Genomic DNA, 19,545 nt, shown 5'->3' on the forward strand with positions numbered 1-19,545 from the left:
CTGCGCCGGGACGGACGCGCCCCCGACCTGGGGACGCGCCCGCGAAGTGACTTGCGCCACACGGCCCGGCTCTAGCAAGGTGTGCCACGCGAATCGTTATCGAGCGGGGCAGCGTGGCCCCGTCGGACGCCTGAGCCAACGGAGGCATCATGAGCGACCTGTCCACCGCGGAGCCACCACCGGGAGAGACCGAGTACCAAAGGGTGCAGCGGTCGGACGAGTTCCAGGGGCTGCGACGCGCCTTCCGGAACTTCGTGTTCCCGATGACGGCGCTGTTCCTCGTCTGGTACTTCGTCTACGTCCTGCTCGCCAACTACGCCCACGACTTCATGAGCATCCGGCTGGGCGACAGCAACATCACGGTGGGGCTGCTGTTCGGCCTCGGCCAGTTCGTCTCCACGTTCGTGATCACCATGCTCTACGCCCGCTGGGCGAACAAGAGGTTCGACGCGCGGGCCGACGCGCTGCGCCGTGAGATCGAGGAGGGCGAGCTGTGAGCGGCATCCTGACCGAGTCCCTCGCGGGGACCCCCGTCGTCTCCGCCGCCGAGGCCACGGACATCGGCAACCCCTGGGTGAACATCGGCATCTTCGGGGCGTTCGTCCTGGTCACCCTGGTGATCGTGTTCCGGGCGTCCCGGCAGAACAAGTCCGCCGCCGACTTCTACGCCGGCGGCCGCAACTTCACCGGCCCGCAGAACGGGACCGCCATCGCGGGCGACTACCTGTCGGCGGCGTCCTTCCTCGGCATCTGCGGCGCCATCGCGCTCAACGGGTACGACGGCTTCCTCTACTCGATCGGGTTCCTCGTCGCGTGGCTGGTGGCGCTCCTGCTGGTGGCGGAGCTGCTGCGCAACACCGGCAAGTTCACGATGGCGGACGTGCTGTCGTTCCGGCTGCGCCAGCGGCCGGTGCGGATGGCGGCCGCCCTCGCGACGCTGCTCGTGGTCTTCTTCTACCTGCTCGCCCAGATGGCCGGCGCCGGCGGCCTCGTGGCCCTGCTGCTCGGCGTCGACAGCCGCGCCGGTCAGAGCCTCGTCATCGCCGTGGTCGGTGCGCTGATGATCCTCTACGTGCTGGTGGGCGGGATGAAGGGCACCACCTGGGTGCAGATCATCAAGGCCGTGCTCCTCATCGCGGGCGCCGCCATCATGAGCGTCTGGGTGCTGGCCAAGTTCGGGTTCGACCTCTCGAGCCTGCTCGGCGGCGCGGTCGACGCGGCGGGCGAGGGCGGCGAGGCGCTGCTCGAGCCCGGCAAGCAGTACGGCGTGGACGGCACGTCCAAGCTGAGCTTCCTGTCGCTCGCGCTCGCCCTGGTGCTCGGCACGGCAGGCCTGCCGCACGTGCTCATGCGCTTCTACACCGTGCCGACGGCCAAGGAGGCGCGACGCTCGGTGGTCTGGGCGATCTGGCTGATCGGCATCTTCTACCTGTTCACCCTGGTGCTCGGCTACGGCGCGGGCGCGCTGGTGGGGCCGGAGGCGATCAACAACGCCCCCGGCGGCGTGAACTCGGCGGCTCCGCTGCTCGCCTTCGCCCTGGGCGGGGAGATCCTGCTCGGGCTCATCTCCGCGGTCGCCTTCGCGACCATCCTGGCCGTGGTGGCCGGGCTGACGATCACCGCGGCGGCGAGCTTCTCGCACGACATCTACGCCAACGTCATCAAGAAGGGGAAGGTCAACCCCGACTCCGAGGTGCGGATCGCGCGCTGGACCGTCGTCGTGATCGGCGTCATCGCCATCGTGGGCGGGATCTTCGCCCAGAACCAGAACGTCGCGTTCCTCGTGGCGCTCGCGTTCGCGGTGGCGGCCTCGGCCAACCTGCCGACGATCGTGTTCTCGCTGTTCTGGAAGCGGTTCAACACCTCGGGCGCGCTGTGGAGCATCTACGGCGGGCTGGTCTCGTGCATCGTGCTGATCGTCCTGTCGCCCACGGTGTCCGGCAACGAGAAGGCGATGTTCCCGTCGGCGGACTTCGACGTCTTCCCGCTGACGAACCCGGGCCTCGTGTCCATCCCGCTGGGCTTCCTGCTCGGGATCGTCGGCACCTTCCTGTCGAAGGAGAAGCCGCACCCGGAGAAGTTCGCCGAGATGGAGGTCCGCTCCCTCACCGGCGCCGGCGCCGAGAAGGCCGTGGCCAAGCACTGACGGCACTCCCGGCACGACGAAGGGCCCCGAGCTCGCTCGGGGCCCTTCGTCCGTCCGGGAGCGGGTCAGCCCGCCGACGTCGAGAGCGAGCCGTCGGAGCTGAACACCAGGCCCAGGGTGATCTCACCCTTCTGCAGCGCCGCCTTGGTGAGCGGGCCGCCCGCGTCCAGCGAGCGGAACTCGGAGAACGTCAGGCCGTACGTCTCCTCGAGGCCCGGCTGGCAGAACGGCCGCTCCGTGCACTCCGGGCCGGCGCCGAGCACCAGCCCGCCGCACGCCTCGGCGAGGTCGGTGAGGGTGGTGAGCGAGTGCTCGTCGGCGAACGCCTGCGTCACGGCGAACGCGTTCTGGTCCTGCGCGGGGGACGGGGCGCCGAACGTCAGGCCCGCCGCGTCGCCGAGCTCGGTGAGCGCGGCCACGGTCGCGTCGAGGTCGCCGCTCGCCACCGGCTCGGCGTCGGCCCCGTTGGCGTCCTTGTTGAGGAACTCCGTGAGGGTGCCGACGTACTCCGGCACCATCTGCACCTGCTTGCCCTCGAGCAGGGCCGGCAGGTACGTCTCGCGGTTGCCGATCGTGGTGACGGTCGCGTCGTAGCCCGCGCTCTTGAGCACGTCGGCGTACACGTTGCCGAGCGTGGCGCTCTCGGCGAAGTCCGCGGCGCCGATCGCGACCGTGACGCCCTCGCCCTGCGACGCGTCGTCGGCGGCGAGCCCGGCGTCCTCGACGAACTTCGCGGCGACGTCCTCCGACGTCTGGCGCTCGATGTCGACCGCCTTGTTGAGGCCGATGAGGGTGTCGGTGTCGAGCGCGGCCGACACGGTGTCGAGCAGCGGGATCAGGTCGGGCGCCTGGGACGCGAGGTCGGCGTTGACGGCCGGGATGATGTTGTCGACCGTCTGCAGCTTCTTGTCGTCCTCGAGCACCACGAGCGCGTCGCCCGGGACGGCCTCGCAGGTCGCCGCGGCGGCCGAGGCGGTGGACGTGGATCCGCCGCCACCGGCCGAGCCGGGGTCGCCGCAGGCGGCGAGCAGCCCGGTGGCGCCGACGACGGCGGCCAGGGCGGCCGTCGTGCGGCGCAGGGGGGTCGTGCGATGGAGGGTCATCGTGCTCTCCGTCCGTGGGAGGGGGACCGGCGTGGGTGGTGCGGGTGGAGATGAGGGGGAACCGCCCCATTCGACCGCGGGGGTCCGGTGGTGGCAACCGGTTTGTGGCGGATCGACGGTCACCGCCGGGCGGCGGCGCGCAGGGGTGCGGGGGTGACGAGGCGTTGCACGACGGCGAACACGCCGTCGAGCACCAGGGCCAGGGCCGCGACGAGGACGCCGCCGGCGAGGACCTGGCCGTAGCGCTGGGTGCCCATCCCGAGCGCGATGATCTGCCCGAGGCCGCCGCCCCCGGCGAGCGCGGCGAGGGGCACGGTGGCGCTGACCTGCACGACGGCGGTGCGCACCCCCGCGGCCACCAGGGCCGTGGCGAGCGGCAGCTCGACCCGGGTGAGCACCTGCCTGCCGGGCATGCCGAGGCCCACCGCGGCGTCGCGCGCCGACGGGTCCGCGCCGCGCACGCCCTCGTACGTGTTGACGAGCAGCACCGGGACGGCGAACAGCGCCGCCGCGACGACGGTGGCGCCGTCGCCGAACAGGCCCGCCGTGGCGAGCAGCAGGATGATGCCGAGCGTCGGGACGGCGCGGCTGGCGTTGGTGAGCCACACGGTGACGCCGCCGCCCCGGCGGCCGTGGCCCAGCCACGCGCCCACCGGCAGCGCCACGACCGCCGCGACGAGCACGGCCGCCCCGGTGAGGGCCAGGTGCTCGCGGCCGAGCTCGAGGATGCCGCCGGGCCCCGTCCAGCTCAGGGGGTCGTTGAGGTAGGCGATCGCCTCGCCGACGACGCCGGTGCCCTCGGCAGCGGCGACGGGTGCTGCCGCGACGCTCATGCGGACCTCCCGCGCAGCCAGGGGGTGAGCGCGCGTCCGGCGGCCCACAGCACGAGGTCGAGGACGAGGGCGAGCAGCACGCAGGCGAGGGTCGCCGTGAGGATCTCCGCCCGGTAGAAGTTGTTGCGGAAGCCCTGGAACATCAGCTGTCCCAGGCCGCCGTAGCCCACCACGACCCCGACCGTGACGAGGGCGACGGTCGTGACGGTCGCGAGCCGGAGCCCGGCGACGATGCTGGGCAGCGCGTTCGGCAGCCGCACCCGGGCCAGCACCTGCAGCGGGCCGTGCCCCACGCCGCGGGCGGCGTCCACGGCGGCCGGGTCCACGCCGTCGAGCCCGGTGACCGTGTTGCGCAGGATGACGAGCAGCGCGTACAGCACGAGGCCGAGCAGCACGGGCTGGCGGCCGATGCCCATGATCGGCGCGAGGATCGCGAAGAGCGCGAGCGACGGCACCGTGTAGAGGATCGCGGCCGTGCCGAGCAGGGGCCCGGCGAGCCAGCGCACCCGCGAGGCCAGCAGCCCCAGGGGGATCGCGACGAGCGCGGCGATGGCGACCGCCTCGATCGTCAGCAGCGCGTGCTCGGTGGTGCGCGCCCACAGCACGTCGGCGTTGTCGGTCACGTACGACCAGGAGAACCACGGGTTGTCCGCGGCGGTGGCGACGGCGGTGACCATGGGCTCGACCGTAGCCGCAGCCCCCGACGCGGGCCCGGGCGGCGCACCGGCGTGCCGCGGGCCGGCGTGTGGGACCGCCTCGATAGCCTCGCAACCATGCCGACCCCCGCCCCCGCCCGGCTGTCCGCCGGCATCGAGCTCGACGCCGTCCGCAAGGCCTACCCGGACGGGACGGTCGCGGTCGACGGCCTGAGCCTCACCGTGGAGCCCGGGGAGGTGCTGGCCCTGGTGGGCCCCTCCGGCTGCGGCAAGTCCACCACGCTGCGGATGATCAACCGCCTCGTGGAGCTCACGTCGGGCCGCGTCCTCGTGGACGGCGAGGACGTCACGCAGATGGACCCCGTGGCGCTGCGCCGCCGCACGGGCTACGTCATCCAGGACGTCGGGCTGCTGCCGCACCGCACGGTCGCCGCGAACGTCGGGACCGTGCCCCGGCTGCTCGGCTGGGACCGGCAGCGGGTGCGCGACCGGGTCGACGAGGTGCTCGACCTCGTCGGCCTCCCCGCGGCGCAGTACGGCCGTCGCTACCCCCACCAGCTCTCGGGCGGGGAGCGCCAGCGCGTCGGCGTCGCCCGCGCCCTGGCCACCGACCCGCCCGTGCTCCTCATGGACGAGCCGTTCGGCGCCGTCGACCCCGAGCGGCGCCGGGACCTGCAGAACCAGGTGTCGCGCATCCTCGCGGAGGTCGGCTCCACGGTGGTGCTGGTGACGCACGACGTCGACGAGGCGGTGCGCCTGGGCGACCGGGTGGCGGTGCTCTCCCGCGGCGGCCACCTGGAGCAGGTCGCCTCGCCGCTGACCGTCCTCGCGCACCCCGCGACCGACCGCGTGCGGGACTTCGTCGGCGCCGGCGCGCACCAGCGGATGCTCGCGCTCGCGGCCGTGGAGCGGGCGGACCTGGAGGACGCGTCCTTGGTCGTGCAGCCCGCGCCGCCGGCCGTGCCCCTGGGCGCCAGCCTCGCCGAGGCCTTCGAGGCCGTGGCCGCGCTGCCGACGTCGTCCCAGGGGCGGGTTCCGGTGGTCGACGACGACGGCGCCGTCGTCGGGTCGCTCACCGCGGCCGGCATCCTCGGCGGCCTGCGCCGTGCCGCGGACGCCGCGGCCCCCGCAGCGGGCGCAGCGGCCGCCGCCGACTAGGCTCGGCGCGTGACCACGACGCGCATCGGCCTCACCACCTGCTCCGCCCTGCCCCGCCTCGACAGCGACGACCGCCCGCTGCTCGCGGCGCTCACCGAGCGCGGCGTGGTGGCCGAGGCCGTCGTGTGGGACGACCCCGACGTCGACTGGTCGGTGTACGACCTCGTCGTCGTGCGCTCCACCTGGGACTACTCGCCCCGGCGCGACGAGTTCCTCGCCTGGGCGCGCCGCGTGCCGCGCTTGGAGAACTCGGCCGACGTGCTGGCCTGGAACACCGACAAGGGCTACCTGCGCACCCTCGAGGAGGCGGGCGTGCCCGTCATCCCCACGATCTGGCTCGACCCCGACCGGCACCTGTCGAAGCGCGCGGTGCACACGCGGATGCCCGCCTTCGGCGACTTCGTCGTGAAGCCGGTGGTCAGCGCCGGCGCCCAGGACGCGGGCCGCTACCAGCCGGTGTCGGCGCAGTCGCGGGCGCTGGCGATCAAGCACGCGGTGGACCTGCTCGACCAGGGGCGCGCGGTGATGATCCAGCCGTACGTGACGTCGGTGGACACCACGGGCGAGACCGGGCTCGTCTTCGTGGACGGCGAGCTGCGGCACGCGGTGCGCAAGCACGCGCTGCTCACCGGTCCGGCCGAGGCCAGCGAGGCGCTCTACGCCGCCGAGCGGATGGAGCCCGCGACCGCCACGCCCGAGCAGGTCGACGTCGCGGAGAAGGCGCTCGCCGTCGCGCGGGAGCAGGTCGGCGGCGAGCAGCCGTTCCTCTACGCCCGCGTGGACCTCGTGACCGGAGACGACGGCACGCCGATGGTCATCGAGCTCGAGCTCACCGAGCCGTCGCTGTGGATGCAGCACGCCGGCACGGCCGCCACCCTCGACGCGTTCGCGGACGCGATCGTCGCGCGGGCCTGAACCCGTGCCCCGGGCGGGGCGTCAGCGCCCGCGGTCGAGCTCGGCGACGATCGCGTCGTAGCCGCGGGAGGCCGCCAGGTCGCGGGGGAGCACGCCCTGCCCGTCGCGGACCGTGGGGTCGGCGCCCGCGTCGAGCAGGAGGCGCACCACCTCGACCTGGTCGGCCGACCCGTCGCCGAGGACGATCGCCTCGTGCAGCGCCGTCCACGACAGGTCGTTGACGTGGTCCACCGGCACGCCGGCGTCCAGCAGGATGCGGACCGTCGACACGTGCCCGTGCTCGCTCGCGGGGATGAGCGCGGTGCCGCCGAACCGGTTGGTGCTCGTCACGTCGGCGCCGTGCTCGAGGGTGAGCCGCAGGATGTCGTCCAGGCCCTCCGCGCCCGCGTAGAGGAACGCCGAGTCCTGGAGGCGGTCCTGCGCGTCGGGGTCGGCGCCGGCCTCCAGCAGCAGGCGGGCGAGCCCGGCGGAGCCCTGCCGCGTGGCGGCGAGGAGCGGGGTGCGCCCGTCGGCGTCGCGGGCGTCGACGGCGGCGCCCTCGTGCAGCGCGGTGGCGACGGCGGCGGCGTCGTCGTCCGCGACGGCGCGGTGCAGGGCGGCGCCGGTCGGGGCGCCGGGGGTCGAGGACACGCGGGCCTCGGACGGGTCGGACGGGTCGGGTTCGGGCGTCGTGCAGCCGCCCAGCGCGGCCGCGAGGGAGACGCCGAGCACCGCGGCGGCCGCGAGGCGCCTCACGCGCCCGCCTCGGCGTCGTCGGTGCGGCCGATCCGCAGCAGGGCGGGGACGGCGAGCATGAGGACGACCAGGCACGCGACCAGCGCGAGGCTGGCGCCGAGCGCGGTGTGCGGCACCCCGACCCGCTCGGCGACGGCACCGATCGCGAGCGTCGCGGCGGGCATGACGCCGATCACGAGCTCCTGCAGGCCGAGCGCGCGACCGTGCACTGCGGGCTCGGTGACCATGAGCAGCAGCGTGGTCTGCAGCACGCCGAACGCCGCGCTGGCCAGCCCGATGACGGCCATGAGGACGAACGCGGGGGCGGGAGACGTGGCCAGCGAGAAGGCGGCCCAGGCCAGCCCCCACACGGTCGTGCCGAGCACGAACAGCGCGCCCTTGAACCGGAAGTCGCCGAGCGCCGCGATGACCAGCGAGCCCACGAGGCCGCCCACGCCTGCGCACGTCAGCAGCGCGCCCAGGCCCGCGGCGTCGAGCCCGAACGACTCGGCCGCGAAGACGGGCATGAACGACTGGAACACGGGCCACAGGAAGATGTTCGCGGCCAGGGTGACCAGCAGGACGGCGACGGCGAGGCGGTTCCCGGCGACGGCGCGGAAGCCGCCCGCGACCATGGCGAGCACCGACGTCGAGGCGTGGCCGCCCGGGCCGGTGCGGGTGCGCAGGCGTCGCAGCGGCAGCATGAGCAGCAGCGACGCCACGTACCAGGCGGTGGAGACCCACAGGGCCGCGGGCGCGCCGATCGCCGCGATCATGGCGCCGCCCAGCGCGGGCCCGATCACCTGCGTCATGTTCATCGCCATCGAGTTCAGCGCGTTCGCGTTCGAGAGGTTCTCGCGGCCCACGAGGTCGAGGACCAGCGACATCCGGGCCGGCTGGGAGGGGGACTGGGCGATGCCGATGGCGAAGCCGCCCGCGACGAGCGCCCAGTACGGCAGCAGGTCGGCGGTCGCGAGGGCGGCGACCACGGCCACGGCGCCGGTGGCCCAGGTGCAGGCGACGAGCAGGAGGCGGACGCGGTCGTAGCGGTCGGCGAGCGCCCCCGCGACCGGTCCGAGCAGCATGGGCGCCAGCCGAGCCGCCGTGTAGACGGCGACGAGGAGCTCGGACCCGGTGAGCTCGTAGGCGAGCCACCCGAGCACCAGCGTCTGCGTCCAGACGCCGCCGAAGAAGAACAGGTTCGAGGCCCACAGGAGCTGGAAGGGGCGGTTGCCCCGGAGGGAGGAGAACGCGCCGGAGGGTCCGCTCGGTCGGGCGGGAACGGACTGTCGTGCCACGGCGGCGGGGTCTCCTTCGGGTCGGGGACCGCGTCCCGCGGCCGGGACGATGGTATACCGGGACGCCGGAGTCGAGGTCAGGGGCGCGGGGTGCGCCGTGCCGCGGCGAGCAGGAGCTCGCGGACGCCCGGCCGGTCGACGTCCTCCTCGGTGCGGAACGTGACGTGCCGCGCCCGCCTGCCGGTGCCCTCCAGGAGCCCGTGCGGGTCGTCGTCCGCCAGCTCGGCGCCGCGCGCGAGCAAGAGGTTCACGTGCGCGCGGTACGGCGCCACCGCCGCGATCAGCCCCACGTACGTGCCGGGCCGGTAGGTGTACCCGAGGAGGCGGGCCGACGGGTCCGGTTCCTCGACGGCGTCGGGCAGCGCCTCCGCCACGAGGGAGCGCAGTCGCGCGGTGACGGCGAGCACCGGGGGAGCGAGGCCCTCCAGCACCGCGGCCACGTCGTCCCGCCGGTCGTCGCCCATGGTGCCGACGCTAGCGGCGCCGCTCGCTCCGTGCCGGACGGGGGTGCGGTCGTCGCTCGCCGCCCGGGGCGACCGAGCGTGGCGAGAAATCTGCAACCGAGGGGTTGCATAGTGACCGAAGGTCGTGCGACTGTGTTATGCAACCGTAGAGTTGCATGATGAGGAGGGGTTCCGATGAGTGATCGACAGAGTCGTCGTCCGCAGGTCGGCCGCTCACGGGTGACGCTCGCCCTGGGCGTGCTGTTCGCGGGGACGTTCGTGACGGGGTGTGCCGAGATGCTCGTGATGGGCATGCTCGATCTGATCGCCGTGGACCAGGCCGTACCGCTGTCGGCCGTGGGCGTCCTGGTGTCGGCGAACGCGCTCGGCATCGCGGTCGGCGGTCCGACGCTGACCTTCCTGACCGCCCGGCTCGACCGGCGGCCGGTGCTGCTGACCGCGCTCGCCGTGTTCACCGGGCTGAACGCGCTGCCCGCCCTGGGAGCCGGCCTGGACGCCTTCGTCGCCGCCAGGGTCGCGATCGGTGCCGTGGAAGGGCTCTTCATCGCGGCGGCGATCACCACGGCGACCTCGATCGTGCCCCGCGAGCGGGTCGGTCGGGCGATGGCCGTGGTGATCTCCGGGTTCGCCGTCTCCGGCGCGGTGGGGATGCCGCTGGGCCGGTTGCTCGGCGAGGCCGTGGGCTGGCGTGCGTCGTTCCTCGCCGTCGTCCTCGCGGCCGCCGCGGTCCTCCTGGTCGCCCTGGTCGTGGTGCCCCGGGTGCCCGCCGGGACGGAGGTCGGGCTGCTGGGCCAGCTGAGGTCCGCGTTGGCCCCGCGCGTGCTGGCGGTGCTCGCCGTGGGCGTCCTCCTGTTCGCGGGCGCCTCGGCGGCGCAGACCTACCTCGTCCCGTTCCTGGACGAGATGGCCGGGGTCTCCGGGCCGTGGATCGGGGTCTGCCTGATGGGCTTCGGGATCGCTGCTGCGGTCGGCTCCTTCGGCGGCGGCAGGTTCGCCGACGCCGGTGCCGCGCGCGCCCTGACGCTCGGCACGGTCGGCGTGACGGCGTCGCTCGTCGCCATGGGCGTCGCGGGCGTCAGCCCGGTGATCGCGGTCGCCGCGACGGCCGGTCTGGCCGTGTGCGGCGCGGGAGTCACGAGCCCGTGGCAGCACCGCGTCGAGGACCTCGCCGGGCCCGGCGCGATCCTCGCGGCGTCGCTGCCCGCGTCGGCCGGCAACCTCGGCGATGCCGTCGGCGCCTTCCTCGGAGGGCGGATGATCGACGTGGGCGGCGTCCCGGCGGCGGTGCTCACCGCCGCGGCCCTCGCCGCGCTGTCCATCGTTGCCGCGATCGCCAGCCGCGCCCTGCGGCCCGCGCCCTTGCCGCGGGAGCCCGAGCCTGCGACCGTCCACTGACCGCCGAGCGCGACGAGAGCACGACGACAGCACGACGAGAGCGCGACAAGAGAAGGAGAAGCAGATGGAGAGCGCGCGGAACCCTCAGGCCGTGGTCGACGCCGACACCTTCAGCGTGCGACGCACGATCCACATCCAGGCGTCTCGCGACAAGGTCTGGCGCACCGTCACCGAGCCCGAGCTGATCTCGCAGTGGTTCGGCCGGCTCGTCCTCGACGGCGGCGGTGCCGGCGCCGCCGGCACCGTGGGCTGGCCGGGGGAGCGCCGGGTCCCCATCCGGGTCGAGACGTTCGACCCGCCGTCGGAGGTGTCCTACCGGTGGTGCAACGAGGACGGCCCGCTGCCGAGGACCGTCGACGACCCGCGGGCGACGGTGTTCACGTTCACGCTCGAGGAGGCCGTCGGCGGCACCCGGCTCACCGTGGTCGAGACAGGGTTCGAGCGCACCGGTGACCCGGTGGGACTCATGGCCGACCACCGTGACGGCTGGGACGGGGAGCTCGACAAGCTCGTCGACCTGGTCGAGGGCCGCGCATGAGCGGCGGGTCGCCGGCGGACGGGACGGTGGTCGCGATGTGCAGCGCGCTCGGCGACGAGACGCGGTGGAGCATCCTGGCCGCCCTCGGCGAGGGCGACGCCTCGGCGTCCGCCCTCGCCCGGCGCCTGCCTGTCACCCGGCAGGCCATCACGAAGCATCTCGCGGTGCTGCACGAGGTCGGCCTCGTGGAGACGGTCCAGGTCGGGCGCGAGGTGCGGTACCGGGTCATCGGGACGCGGCTCAGCGCCACCGCCCGGCGTCTCGACGCCATCGGCGCCGCATGGGACCGCCGTCTCGCCGCGCTCCAGCACGTCGCCGAGAACCTCTGACGCGCTCGTGGCGGACAAGGTCCGGGAATGACGAACGGCGGGGTCCGAGGGGACCAGAGAAATCTCTCTGGTCGCTCTCGGACCCCGCCGCATCGGGGTGGCTAACCGGGCTTGAACCGGCGACCTCCTGGACCACAACCAGGCGCTCTACCGACTGAGCTATAGCCACCATGGCCCTGTGACTGCGACCGAAGCCGAAGCACCGGGCCGTCGAAAAGTGTACATGCTCCGCGGGGCGGTTCAGGCCTCCGTGCGGTGCCGGGTGACGGACGTCTCGCTGACGCGCTCGGCGACCGCGCGTGCCGTCTTGGTGTCCGGCCCCGGCTGGGGCACGAACAGCGCCTCGCGGTAGTACCGGAGCTCGTCGATGCTCTCCAGGATGTCCGCGAGCGCGCGGTGGCCGCCGTCCTTCTTGGGGGCGGCGAAGTACACGCGCGGGTACCAGCGGCGGGCGAGCTCCTTGATCGACGACACGTCGACGATCCGGTAGTGCAGGTGCCCCACCAGCTCGGGCATGTCCCGGTCGAGGAACATCTTGTCCGTGCCGACGGAGTTGCCGGCCAGCGGCGCCTTGCCCGGCTCGGGCACCCACTCGCGCACGTAGTCGAGCACCGCCTGCTCGGCGTCGGCGAGGGTCATGCCGCCGGAGAACTCCTCGATGAGGCCGGACGAGGTGTGCATGTCACGGACGAAGTCGTTCATCTGCTCGACGGCTTCCGCGGGAGGCGCGACGACGACGTCCACCCCCTCGCCGAGCACGTTCAGCTCGGAGTCCGTGACCACGGCGGCGACCTCGACCAGCGCGTCGGCGCGCAGGTCCAGGCCGGTCATCTCGCAGTCGATCCACACGATGCGTTCGTTCGGGTTCGCGGGGCTCACGGGGCCAGCCTACGGTCCGCGCGCCGGGGGGAAGGCGGGGGACATGACGAGGGCCCCGCTGCTCCGGAACGTTCGGGGAACGGTCCGGGCCGCGGGGCCCTCGTGGCGGTGTCACCGCCGGGTCGGTACCCGGCGGGCGCTCGCCCGGCGGGTGTCATGCGGTCAGCCGGTCGAACAGCGACCGGGAGAGACCGGTGCGCGGGCGACGGGCGTGCGGCTGCCGGCGCTGCTTGCGCTGCTCCTGCAGTCGGCGGACGGTGCGTTCGCGTTCGGCCTCTTCGAGGCGTTCGCGCTGGATGACCTGCACGAGAAGCAGGTTCTCCGGGGGAAACATGGTGATGGTGTCCTTCGTGACGTGGGGTCGTCGGTCCGGGCCAGGGACCACCCGTGCGACCGGTGTCTGACCGGCCGCGCGTCACCGCGGTGCAGGAAAGAGTCTGCCGGGACGTCGTCATCGGGCGCACGGCTTTTTCCCAGGTCATCACGCCGGCGGGGTGGCGCGACGTCGGTGTCGGCCACATGCCGCCGTTGCGTATCGGTGCCTCCGGCAGGATTCGAACCCGCGACCCGGTCATTAGAAGTGACCCGCTCTATCCAGCTGAGCTACGGAGGCAAGCGACCAGAGTTTAGCCCAGTCGGTGCTGGTCACGACCGTGCTGGGTGCGCCCCTGGTCGCGGAGCATGGGAAGACCCATCGACAAGGACAAGGGCGATCTTGGCGTGGCGAAGGCCCATGCCGGCGCGGTCACCGTCCACGTCCGATCCGTCTGGAACGACCGCCAGGGCACCCACGCCACGCCGACGGACAAGACCGCGATCGACGTCGTCTGCATCTCCTGTCCCGAGACCGACGAGTGCTACTACGGGTCAGCGCAACGGTGTGCTCGACGCCGCCACGTTCCGAGACCTTGCCGTCCTCGCGCAACGGCGCCCGTGACAGGTCAGGGCCGGGGCATCGCCGCCGCGTCGGCGTGGTCGACCAGCTCGCGACCCTCGCGCCGGATGCGTTCGGAGCCCCAGGTGCCGAGCGGGGCGAGCGCGTCGTTGAGCGCCCGGCCGTGCTCGGTCAGCGCGTACTCGACGCGGGGCGGCACCTCGGCGTAGACGGTGCGCACCACGAGGTCGTCGGCCTCCATCTCGCGCAGGTGCTGGGTGAGCATCTTCTCGCTCACGCCGGGCAGGCCGCGGCGGAGCTCGGCGAAGCGGCGCACGCCGTGCTCCTCGAGCTCCCAGAGGATGAGGCCCTTCCACTTGCCGCTCACGACGTCGAGCGCGGCGTCGATGCCGCAGACGTAGGGGCCGCGGCGGGTGCTGACGGTCATGGGTGCTCCTCGGCCGGGGTACTTCCCTCGAGGTAAGTACCGCAGTAATTAGTGCGTACTTCTCAGCGTCTCCGTACCCCCAGAGCATGGAGGCACAGCGGCATCACCACAAGGCACGACGCACCAGAGGAGCACCGCGCATGACTGCACAGCACGCACCGGTCACGGTCATCGGCCTCGGCCCGATGGGGCAGGCGATGGTCCGCAGCCTCCTGACCGCCGGCCACCCCGTCACCGTCTGGAACCGCACGGCCTCCCGCGCCGACCACGTGGTCGCCGACGGCGCGCTCCTCGCCCCCACGCCGCGTGCGGCGCTGGAGGCGGCGGAGCTCGTCCTGCTCAGCCTCACCGACTACGCGGCGATGGACGCGATCCTCGACGGCGCGACCGACGCGCTCGACGGCCGCACGCTGGTGAACCTGAGCTCGGACACCCCGGAGCGCACCCGCGAGGCCGCGGCGTGGGCGTCCGCGCACGGTGCGGCGTTCCTCACCGGGGGAGTGATGAGCCCCGCTCCGACGGTCGGCACCGACGACGCGTACGCGTACTACTCGGGCCCCCGGGACGTGTTCGACCGTCATCGCGAGGTGCTGGCGGAGCTCGCGGCGCCGCGGTACGTCGGCGCGGACCCCGGGCTGGCGCAGCTCATGTACCAGGCGCAGCTCGACGTCTTCCTCACGGCGCTGTCCGCCCTCATGCACGCCACCGCCCTGGTGGGCAGCGCCGGCATCCCGGCACGGGACTTCCTCCCCGAGGCGCTGACGACGCTGACCGACATCCCGGCGATGCTCGCGGCAGGAGAGGGCGGGCGGGAGAGCACCGGTGCGCAGATCGACGCCGGGCGGCACCCGGGCGACCTGAGCACGGCGACCATGATGGGCGCCACCGCCGACCACCTGGTCGCCGCCAGTGCGGCGGCCGGGATCGACGTCGGCCTGCCACGGGCGGTGCAGGAGCACTACCGCCGCGCGATCGACGCGGGGCACGGGGCCGACGGCTGGACCCGCATCGTCGACGGCATCCGGGACCCGCGATGAGCCGCGGGACGGAGCCGGTCGCGCTGCTCGGGCTCGGCGTCATGGGACGCGAGCTCGCCGCGGCGCTGCTGGAGGCCGGTCACGAGGTGACGGTGTGGAACCGGTCGCCCGGCCGGGACACGGAGCTCGTGGGGCGCGGCGCCCGCCGCGCCCCCGACGCCCGGGACGCCGTCCTCGCGGCGCCGACCGTCGTCGTCTGCCTCTACGACCACGCGTCGGTGCACGAGACGCTCGAGCCGCTCGCCGAGCAGCTGCGTGGTCGCGTCGTGGTCAACCTGACCACGACCACCCCGAACGAGGCCCGTGCGGTCGCCTCCTGGGCGTCCGACCACGGGGTGCGCTACCTCGACGGCGCGATCATGGCGACCCCGCCGATGATCGGCCGCCCCGGCGCGGAGATCCTGTACAGCGGCGACGAGGGCGTGTTCCGCGAGACGCGCGGCGTCCTGGACCGCTGGGCGACGAGCACCTTCGAGGGCGCGGACCCAGGACGGGCGTCGCTGCTGGACCTCGCGATGCTGTCCGGGATGTACACGATGTTCGCGGGGTTCCTGCACGGCGCCGCGATGGTCGGTGCCGACGGTGTGGACGCCACCGGCTTCGCGCGGCGTGCGGCGCCCTTCCTCGCCGCGATGACCGAGGCGTTCGCGCTCGACGCGGCGGTGATCGACGGCGGCGACTACTCCGCGCCCGTGCAGAGCCTGGACTGGTCCGACCTCGGGCACCTGGTGCGCGCGAGCGAGGAGCAGGGCGTGGACCCCGCGCCGATCGCGATGGTGGAGGAGCTGCGCCGGCGCCAGGTCGACGCGGGGCACGGCGCGGAGGACTTCGCGCGCATCTACGAGAGCCTGCGCCGCCGCTGAACCCGCCGGCGACCGGCGCGCGCGTTTGGCACGGAACGCGCCAGCGGGAAGGATGTGCCCGTGACACCTTCCCTGGAGACCCGTGCTTCGCGCCGTGCCGCGAGCAGGAAGGACGCCGGGGCTGGCGAGGAGATCGGCGTCACCGTCCACGACGTCGCCCGCGACCTGCGTCGTGACGTCGCGGCGGTCGAGCTCCCCCTCCCGATCGACGGGGCGCAGGAGGCGGCGGCCTCCCGCGACCGGCTGCTCGCCCAGCTCGACGAGCACCTGCTGCCGCGCCTCAAGGAGCTGTCGTCGCCGGCGGTCGTCGTCGTCGCCGGGTCGACGGGCGCGGGCAAGTCCACGCTGTACAACTCGCTGCTGGGGGAGGCCGTCTCCGAGGCGGGCGTGCTGCGCCCCACGACGCGCGAGCCGGTCCTCGCCCACCACCCCGCGGACACCGACGTCATGTCGGCCGGACCCGTCACGGACCTGTCGCGCGTGGTGCAGCACGAGGGCGTGCCGCGCGGGACGGCCCTGCTGGACGCGCCCGACCTGGACTCGTTCGTGCAGCAGAACCGCTCGACGGCGCAGCAGCTGCTCGAGGCCGCCGACCTGTGGCTCTTCGTCACCACGGCCGCGCGCTACGGCGACGCGCTGCCGTGGCAGGCGCTGGCCCGCGCCACGGAGCGCGGGGCGTCGGTGGCGATGGTGCTCAACCGGGTGCCGAAGGAGACGCTGACCACGGTGCGCGGCGACCTGCTGCAGCGCCTGCGCGAGCACGGCATGACCGACGTCCCGCTGTTCGTCGTCCCCGACGTCGGCCCGCACGAGGGGCTGCTCGACCCGTCGGTCGTGCAGCCGGTGCGGCGCTGGCTCACCATGCTCGCCGGACCGGACCGCTCGCGCGCCGTCGTCGTGCGCACCCTGAAGGGCGCGCTGGGCGCGCTGCCCGGCTGGGTGACGTCGCTCGCGGACGCGATCGACGCGCAGCAGGAGGCCGTGCACGTGCTGCGCCGCCGGGTCACGGAGGAGATCCCCGCGGCGGAGCAGCTCGCCCGCGACGCGGTGGCGGCCGGTGTCGTCGCCGGGGCGTCGGTCGAGGCGCGCTGGCGGGAGCTGTCCGGCACCGTCGGCGTCGACCGCGTCAAGGTCCGCGGCGACCGGGCGCGCAGCACGCGCCGCGCGGGCCGCGCCCGCGAGGCCGCGCTCGAGGGCCTCCGGTCCGACGTCGTCGACGCCGCCACGCGCACCCTGGCGGCGTCCGGAGCCCGGGTCGAGGAGCGGCTGCGCGCCGTCCTCGCCGGCCCGGGCGCTCCCGCCGGCGGCGAGGCCGTCGCCCCCGACGGCGCGGCCCGCACGGCGGCCCGCGAGGCCGACGTGCCGGGTCGGGTCGCGCAGTGGGCCGACCGGGCCGACGCCGTGGTCTCCGAGCTGGTCGGGGAGCTCACCGGCGACGCCGCGTCGGGCGCCCGGGTCGAGGCCGCCGTCAAGGCGTTCGGGGCGCGCGGGCTCGCCACTCTGTTCCTCGCCTCCGCCGCGGGCAGCGGCGACGCCGACCGCCTGCTGGAGCGCGTCCTGGGAGACCTGGCCGCCCAGCCCGTCGCCACCCTGCGCGACGACCTCGGCGACCGCGCGGCCGCCGTCGTCGACGCCGAGGTGCAGGCCGTGCTGGACGACCTCGGTCCGTCCGAACCCGCCGACGACGCGGCCGCGGGGCTGCGCGTGCGGCTCGCCGAGCTCAGGAGGCTGACATGACCGAGAGCCCGTCCCATGACGCGACGCTGCGCGCCCGCACCGAGGACCTCGCGCAGGCGCTCGAGATCGCCGGGCCGCGGCTGGACGACGCCACATCGCGGCGCGTGTCCGCCGCGGTCGAGGGCGTGCGGGAGCGGCTCGCGCTCGGCGTCGACCACACGGTCGTGGCGTTCGCCGGAGGCACGGGCTCGGGCAAGTCCAGCCTGTTCAACAAGGTGTCGCGGCTGAGCTTCGCCGACGTGGGCGTGAAGCGGCCGACGACGGCGCGCGTCACGGCGTGCTCCTGGTCGGACGGCGCGGAGGCGCTGCTGGACTGGGTGGGCGTGGACCGCGAGCGGCGCATCACCCAGGGCGGGGAGCTCGACGGCGGGGACGAGGAGAAGCTCGCCGGGCTGGTGCTGCTCGACCTGCCCGACCACGACTCCGTCGAGCCCGCGCACCGCGAGGTCGTGGACCGCGTGCTGCCGCTCGTGGACCTGCTGGTCTGGGTCGTGGACCCGCAGAAGTACGCGGACGACGCGCTGCACTCGGGGTACCTGCGGGACTCCGTGGGCTCCGAGTCGTCGATGGTGGTGCTGCTCAACCAGGTGGACACGGTGCCGGACGCGCAGCGGGAGAACCTGCTGGCCGACCTGGCGCGACTGCTCGAGGACGACGGCCTGACCGGCGTGTACGTGCAGGGGGTGTCCGCGAGGACGGGCGAGGGGATCGACCGCGTCCGGGGCCTGCTGGAGGAGGCGTGCGCGCGGCGGTCGGTCGCGGCGGGTCGCGCGGCCGCCGAGCTGGACGTCGCGGCGCGGCTGCTGCTGGCCCAGACCCCGGCGGAGGTGCCGTGGCAGATGGGCCCCGCCGTCGAGCGCGAGCTGGACGCGCTGGTGGCCGCGACGGGGCTGGCCGCGGTCGCGAGCCAGGTCGGCAACGCGGTGCGCAACGGCTACGGCCGGCCCGAGGTGCCGCCACCGGACCGGGACGCCGTCGCGCTCTCGCGGGCCCGCTGGCTGACCCGGGCGGGCGCGTCGCTGCGGCCGGGGTGGCAGCGGTCGCTCGCCTCCTCGGTGGCGGGGGCGGACCAGCTGCGCACGTCGGTGGCGGGCGCGCTGCGCGGCGTCGCGCTCGACACGCGGGGCCCGTCGGCGGCCCGCGCGCTGCGCCGCACGGCGTGGGTGCTCGGCGCCGTCGCGGTGGTCGCGGCGGTCGTGGGAGCCCTCGCACTCACGGGCGTGCTCGACCTCGCCTCGCCCTGGCCGGCCGTGGTGCTCGCAGTGGCCGGCGTCCTGGCCGTGGCCGCCGTGGTGGTGGCGTTCGCGGGCACGGCATCGCGGCGCACGCTGGCGCGCAAGCGCGAGCAGGCCGTGGCGTCCGCGGGCCGGGCGGCCCTCGAGCGCGTGCTGGCCGAGGGGCTCGGTGAGCCGACGCAGAAGCTGCTCCACGAGCACCGCCGGGTGCGCGAGCTCGCGCAGGCGGCCACCGAGCTGCCGACGTCGCAGCCGCTCACCGGGTCCCTGAAGCTGCCCACAGGTTCCGAGCTGGCGCCGTCGTCCACAGCCACGCCGAAGGCGGGGGCGCACCGGGCCTCGGGCGACTGATCCTGGGGGCCCGTCGGCGCCTGCCGGCGGCGGACCCAGGAGGAGCGCATGAACGAGGTCAGCATCACGGTGAACGGGTTCGTCGGGACGAAGCCGACGCTGCACCGGTCCGACGGCGGCGTCGAGTGGACCACCTTCCGCGTGGCGAGCACGCGGCGTGTGCGCGACCCGCGCAGCGGTGAGTGGTCCGACGGCCAGACGCTGTGGTTCACGGTGAAGTCCTTCCGCGCCGGGGCCCGCAACGTGGCGGAGTCGCTGGCGCAGGGCGACCCCGTGGTCGTCACGGGCCGGCTGTCCACCGAGGAGTGGACGGACAAGGACGGCAAGGACCGCTGGCAGCTGGTCCTCGACGCGCACGGTGTAGGCCCCGACGTCACCCGCGGGCTGGCGCGGTTCACGCGCGTGGTCGACCGGACGGATCCCGAGGACGTGCCGGAGCCCGATCGGCAGCCCGAGCCGGTGCCGGTCGGCGTGTGAGGCCCGAGGTCGCGTAGGCTGGTGGACCGGCCGCCATGCCGGTCCTCCAGCCTGCCCGCTGGAGCCTCGAACCTCTCGGACCCGATCCCTCGGGT

General features: G+C 74.3%; 21 protein-coding genes, 2 tRNA genes and 1 pseudogene. 13 read left to right on the forward strand and 11 right to left on the reverse strand.

Translation table 11 applies throughout. The features are described 5' to 3' along the window. Window positions 1-149 precede the first annotated feature (149 nt). Together ACFVS0_RS06785 and ACFVS0_RS06790 are read left to right on the forward strand one after the other, a co-directional pair. A complete protein-coding gene (locus tag ACFVS0_RS06785) occupies window positions 150-497 on the forward strand; it encodes a DUF485 domain-containing protein (protein WP_430549771.1) in 348 nt (115 codons plus the stop codon). Window positions 498-502: 5 nt separating this feature from the next. Further along, window positions 503-2,146, forward strand: a complete 1,644-nt coding sequence (locus ACFVS0_RS06790) for a cation acetate symporter (protein ID WP_430549941.1) — start codon at window positions 503-505, stop codon at window positions 2,144-2,146. A 65-nt stretch (window positions 2,147-2,211) separates the two neighbouring features. On the opposite strand, the gene ACFVS0_RS06795 is transcribed toward ACFVS0_RS06790, so the two are convergent. The 3 genes from ACFVS0_RS06795 to ACFVS0_RS06805 form a co-directional block, all read right to left on the reverse strand. Continuing rightward, a complete protein-coding gene (locus ACFVS0_RS06795; protein ID WP_430549772.1) occupies window positions 2,212-3,249 on the reverse strand; it encodes a glycine betaine ABC transporter substrate-binding protein in 1,038 nt (345 codons plus the stop codon). A gap of 119 nt (window positions 3,250-3,368) precedes the next feature. Next, window positions 3,369-4,082, reverse strand: coding sequence for an ABC transporter permease (locus ACFVS0_RS06800; protein WP_430549773.1), 714 nt, complete (start codon window positions 4,080-4,082; stop codon window positions 3,369-3,371). After that, window positions 4,079-4,759 (reverse strand): ABC transporter permease, encoded by a 681-nt coding sequence (locus tag ACFVS0_RS06805; protein ID WP_430562644.1) that lies wholly within the window; start codon window positions 4,757-4,759, stop codon window positions 4,079-4,081. The genes ACFVS0_RS06800 and ACFVS0_RS06805 overlap by 4 nt, the downstream gene beginning before the upstream one ends. 96 nt (window positions 4,760-4,855) lie before the next feature. Here ACFVS0_RS06805 and ACFVS0_RS06810 point away from each other — a divergent pair, with 96 nt between their 5' ends. Beyond that, window positions 4,856-5,896, forward strand: coding sequence for an ABC transporter ATP-binding protein (locus ACFVS0_RS06810; RefSeq protein ID WP_430549775.1), 1,041 nt, complete (start codon window positions 4,856-4,858; stop codon window positions 5,894-5,896). Between the two features lie 9 nt (window positions 5,897-5,905). Then, on the forward strand, window positions 5,906-6,811 hold the full coding sequence (locus ACFVS0_RS06815) for a RimK family alpha-L-glutamate ligase (protein WP_430587520.1): 906 nt from the start codon (window positions 5,906-5,908) through the stop codon (window positions 6,809-6,811). A gap of 21 nt (window positions 6,812-6,832) precedes the next feature. Here the strand turns inward: ACFVS0_RS06815 and ACFVS0_RS06820 are convergent, their stop codons facing one another. From ACFVS0_RS06820 to ACFVS0_RS06830, 3 genes are all read right to left on the reverse strand, one after another. After that, complete coding sequence (locus tag ACFVS0_RS06820) at window positions 6,833-7,546, reverse strand: ankyrin repeat domain-containing protein (RefSeq protein WP_430587521.1); 714 nt, start codon at window positions 7,544-7,546, stop codon at window positions 6,833-6,835. Continuing rightward, window positions 7,543-8,823 (reverse strand): MFS transporter, encoded by a 1,281-nt coding sequence (locus tag ACFVS0_RS06825; protein WP_430549778.1) that lies wholly within the window; start codon window positions 8,821-8,823, stop codon window positions 7,543-7,545. Before ACFVS0_RS06825 ends, ACFVS0_RS06820 begins: the two co-directional genes overlap by 4 nt. A 77-nt stretch (window positions 8,824-8,900) precedes the next feature. After that, window positions 8,901-9,287 (reverse strand): DUF1801 domain-containing protein, encoded by a 387-nt coding sequence (locus tag ACFVS0_RS06830; protein ID WP_430549779.1) that lies wholly within the window; start codon window positions 9,285-9,287, stop codon window positions 8,901-8,903. A 174-nt stretch (window positions 9,288-9,461) separates the two neighbouring features. Between ACFVS0_RS06830 and ACFVS0_RS06835 the strand changes: the two genes are divergently transcribed. From ACFVS0_RS06835 to ACFVS0_RS06845, 3 genes are all read left to right on the forward strand, one after another. Further along, complete coding sequence (locus ACFVS0_RS06835) at window positions 9,462-10,682, forward strand: MFS transporter (protein ID WP_430585101.1); 1,221 nt, start codon at window positions 9,462-9,464, stop codon at window positions 10,680-10,682. 64 nt (window positions 10,683-10,746) lie between these two features. Further along, entirely contained in the window at window positions 10,747-11,220 is a 474-nt protein-coding gene (locus ACFVS0_RS06840) for an SRPBCC domain-containing protein (RefSeq protein ID WP_430549781.1), read from the forward strand. After that, on the forward strand, window positions 11,217-11,549 hold the full coding sequence (locus ACFVS0_RS06845) for an ArsR/SmtB family transcription factor (RefSeq protein ID WP_430587522.1): 333 nt from the start codon (window positions 11,217-11,219) through the stop codon (window positions 11,547-11,549). The genes ACFVS0_RS06840 and ACFVS0_RS06845 overlap by 4 nt, the downstream gene beginning before the upstream one ends. A 96-nt stretch (window positions 11,550-11,645) precedes the next feature. Here the strand turns inward: ACFVS0_RS06845 and ACFVS0_RS06850 are convergent. From ACFVS0_RS06850 to ACFVS0_RS06865, 4 genes are all read right to left on the reverse strand, one after another. Beyond that, window positions 11,646-11,718, reverse strand: a tRNA-His gene (locus ACFVS0_RS06850). 71 nt (window positions 11,719-11,789) lie between these two features. Next, window positions 11,790-12,428, reverse strand: a complete 639-nt coding sequence (gene orn, locus ACFVS0_RS06855) for an oligoribonuclease (protein WP_430549783.1) — start codon at window positions 12,426-12,428, stop codon at window positions 11,790-11,792. A gap of 154 nt (window positions 12,429-12,582) precedes the next feature. Then, entirely contained in the window at window positions 12,583-12,762 is a 180-nt protein-coding gene (locus ACFVS0_RS06860) for a hypothetical protein (RefSeq protein WP_430549784.1), read from the reverse strand. A gap of 205 nt (window positions 12,763-12,967) precedes the next feature. After that, window positions 12,968-13,041: transfer RNA gene (locus ACFVS0_RS06865), tRNA-Arg, on the reverse strand. Between the two features lie 68 nt (window positions 13,042-13,109). On the opposite strand from ACFVS0_RS06865, the pseudogene ACFVS0_RS06870 reads away from it, so the two are divergent. After that, window positions 13,110-13,343 (forward strand): annotated as a pseudogene (locus tag ACFVS0_RS06870) (group I intron-associated PD-(D/E)XK endonuclease); the annotation flags it as partial. A gap of 26 nt (window positions 13,344-13,369) precedes the next feature. Here the strand turns inward: ACFVS0_RS06870 and ACFVS0_RS06875 are convergent. Beyond that, window positions 13,370-13,750, reverse strand: coding sequence for a winged helix-turn-helix transcriptional regulator (locus ACFVS0_RS06875; RefSeq protein WP_430549785.1), 381 nt, complete (start codon window positions 13,748-13,750; stop codon window positions 13,370-13,372). 140 nt (window positions 13,751-13,890) lie between these two features. Here ACFVS0_RS06875 and ACFVS0_RS06880 point away from each other — a divergent pair, with 140 nt between their 5' ends. From ACFVS0_RS06880 to ACFVS0_RS06900, 5 genes are read left to right on the forward strand one after another with little or no spacing between them, the layout of a single operon-like run. Then, window positions 13,891-14,787, forward strand: a complete 897-nt coding sequence (locus ACFVS0_RS06880) for an NAD(P)-dependent oxidoreductase (protein WP_430549786.1) — start codon at window positions 13,891-13,893, stop codon at window positions 14,785-14,787. Then, window positions 14,784-15,650: an NAD(P)-dependent oxidoreductase gene (locus ACFVS0_RS06885; RefSeq protein ID WP_430587523.1), complete on the forward strand. Its 867-nt coding sequence runs from the start codon at window positions 14,784-14,786 to the stop codon at window positions 15,648-15,650. Before ACFVS0_RS06880 ends, ACFVS0_RS06885 begins: the two co-directional genes overlap by 4 nt. 60 nt (window positions 15,651-15,710) lie before the next feature. Continuing rightward, window positions 15,711-17,387, forward strand: a complete 1,677-nt coding sequence (locus tag ACFVS0_RS06890; RefSeq protein WP_430587524.1) for a GTPase — start codon at window positions 15,711-15,713, stop codon at window positions 17,385-17,387. Beyond that, a complete protein-coding gene (locus ACFVS0_RS06895) occupies window positions 17,384-18,973 on the forward strand; it encodes a GTPase (protein WP_430549789.1) in 1,590 nt (529 codons plus the stop codon). Before ACFVS0_RS06890 ends, ACFVS0_RS06895 begins: the two co-directional genes overlap by 4 nt. Before the next feature lie 48 nt (window positions 18,974-19,021). Next, complete coding sequence (locus tag ACFVS0_RS06900) at window positions 19,022-19,450, forward strand: single-stranded DNA-binding protein (RefSeq protein WP_430549790.1); 429 nt, start codon at window positions 19,022-19,024, stop codon at window positions 19,448-19,450. The last annotated feature ends 95 nt before the right edge of the window (window positions 19,451-19,545 follow it).

This window comes from Isoptericola sp. NPDC058082 (genome assembly GCF_042885055.1).
Classification (GTDB): domain Bacteria; phylum Actinomycetota; class Actinomycetes; order Actinomycetales; family Cellulomonadaceae; genus Isoptericola.

Bases quoted from the DNA above. Each gene is read 5' to 3' on its own strand.
- ACFVS0_RS06795 (WP_430549772.1), bottom strand. From the start codon at position 3,249: ATGACCCTCCATCGCACGACCCCCCTGCGCCGCACGACGGCCGCCCTG.
- ACFVS0_RS06840 (WP_430549781.1), top strand. From the start codon at position 10,747: ATGGAGAGCGCGCGGAACCCTCAGGCCGTGGTCGACGCCGACACCTTC.
- ACFVS0_RS06845 (WP_430587522.1), top strand. From the start codon at position 11,217: ATGAGCGGCGGGTCGCCGGCGGACGGGACGGTGGTCGCGATGTGCAGC.
- ACFVS0_RS06785 (WP_430549771.1), top strand. From the start codon at position 150: ATGAGCGACCTGTCCACCGCGGAGCCACCACCGGGAGAGACCGAGTAC.
- ACFVS0_RS06810 (WP_430549775.1), top strand. From the start codon at position 4,856: ATGCCGACCCCCGCCCCCGCCCGGCTGTCCGCCGGCATCGAGCTCGAC.
- ACFVS0_RS06835 (WP_430585101.1), top strand. From the start codon at position 9,462: ATGAGTGATCGACAGAGTCGTCGTCCGCAGGTCGGCCGCTCACGGGTG.
- ACFVS0_RS06885 (WP_430587523.1), top strand. From the start codon at position 14,784: ATGAGCCGCGGGACGGAGCCGGTCGCGCTGCTCGGGCTCGGCGTCATG.
- ACFVS0_RS06800 (WP_430549773.1), bottom strand. From the start codon at position 4,082: ATGAGCGTCGCGGCAGCACCCGTCGCCGCTGCCGAGGGCACCGGCGTC.
- ACFVS0_RS06830 (WP_430549779.1), bottom strand. From the start codon at position 9,287: ATGGGCGACGACCGGCGGGACGACGTGGCCGCGGTGCTGGAGGGCCTC.
- ACFVS0_RS06900 (WP_430549790.1), top strand. From the start codon at position 19,022: ATGAACGAGGTCAGCATCACGGTGAACGGGTTCGTCGGGACGAAGCCG.
- ACFVS0_RS06880 (WP_430549786.1), top strand. From the start codon at position 13,891: ATGACTGCACAGCACGCACCGGTCACGGTCATCGGCCTCGGCCCGATG.
- ACFVS0_RS06805 (WP_430562644.1), bottom strand. From the start codon at position 4,759: ATGGTCACCGCCGTCGCCACCGCCGCGGACAACCCGTGGTTCTCCTGG.
- ACFVS0_RS06860 (WP_430549784.1), bottom strand. From the start codon at position 12,762: ATGTTTCCCCCGGAGAACCTGCTTCTCGTGCAGGTCATCCAGCGCGAA.
- ACFVS0_RS06875 (WP_430549785.1), bottom strand. From the start codon at position 13,750: ATGACCGTCAGCACCCGCCGCGGCCCCTACGTCTGCGGCATCGACGCC.
- ACFVS0_RS06895 (WP_430549789.1), top strand. From the start codon at position 17,384: ATGACCGAGAGCCCGTCCCATGACGCGACGCTGCGCGCCCGCACCGAG.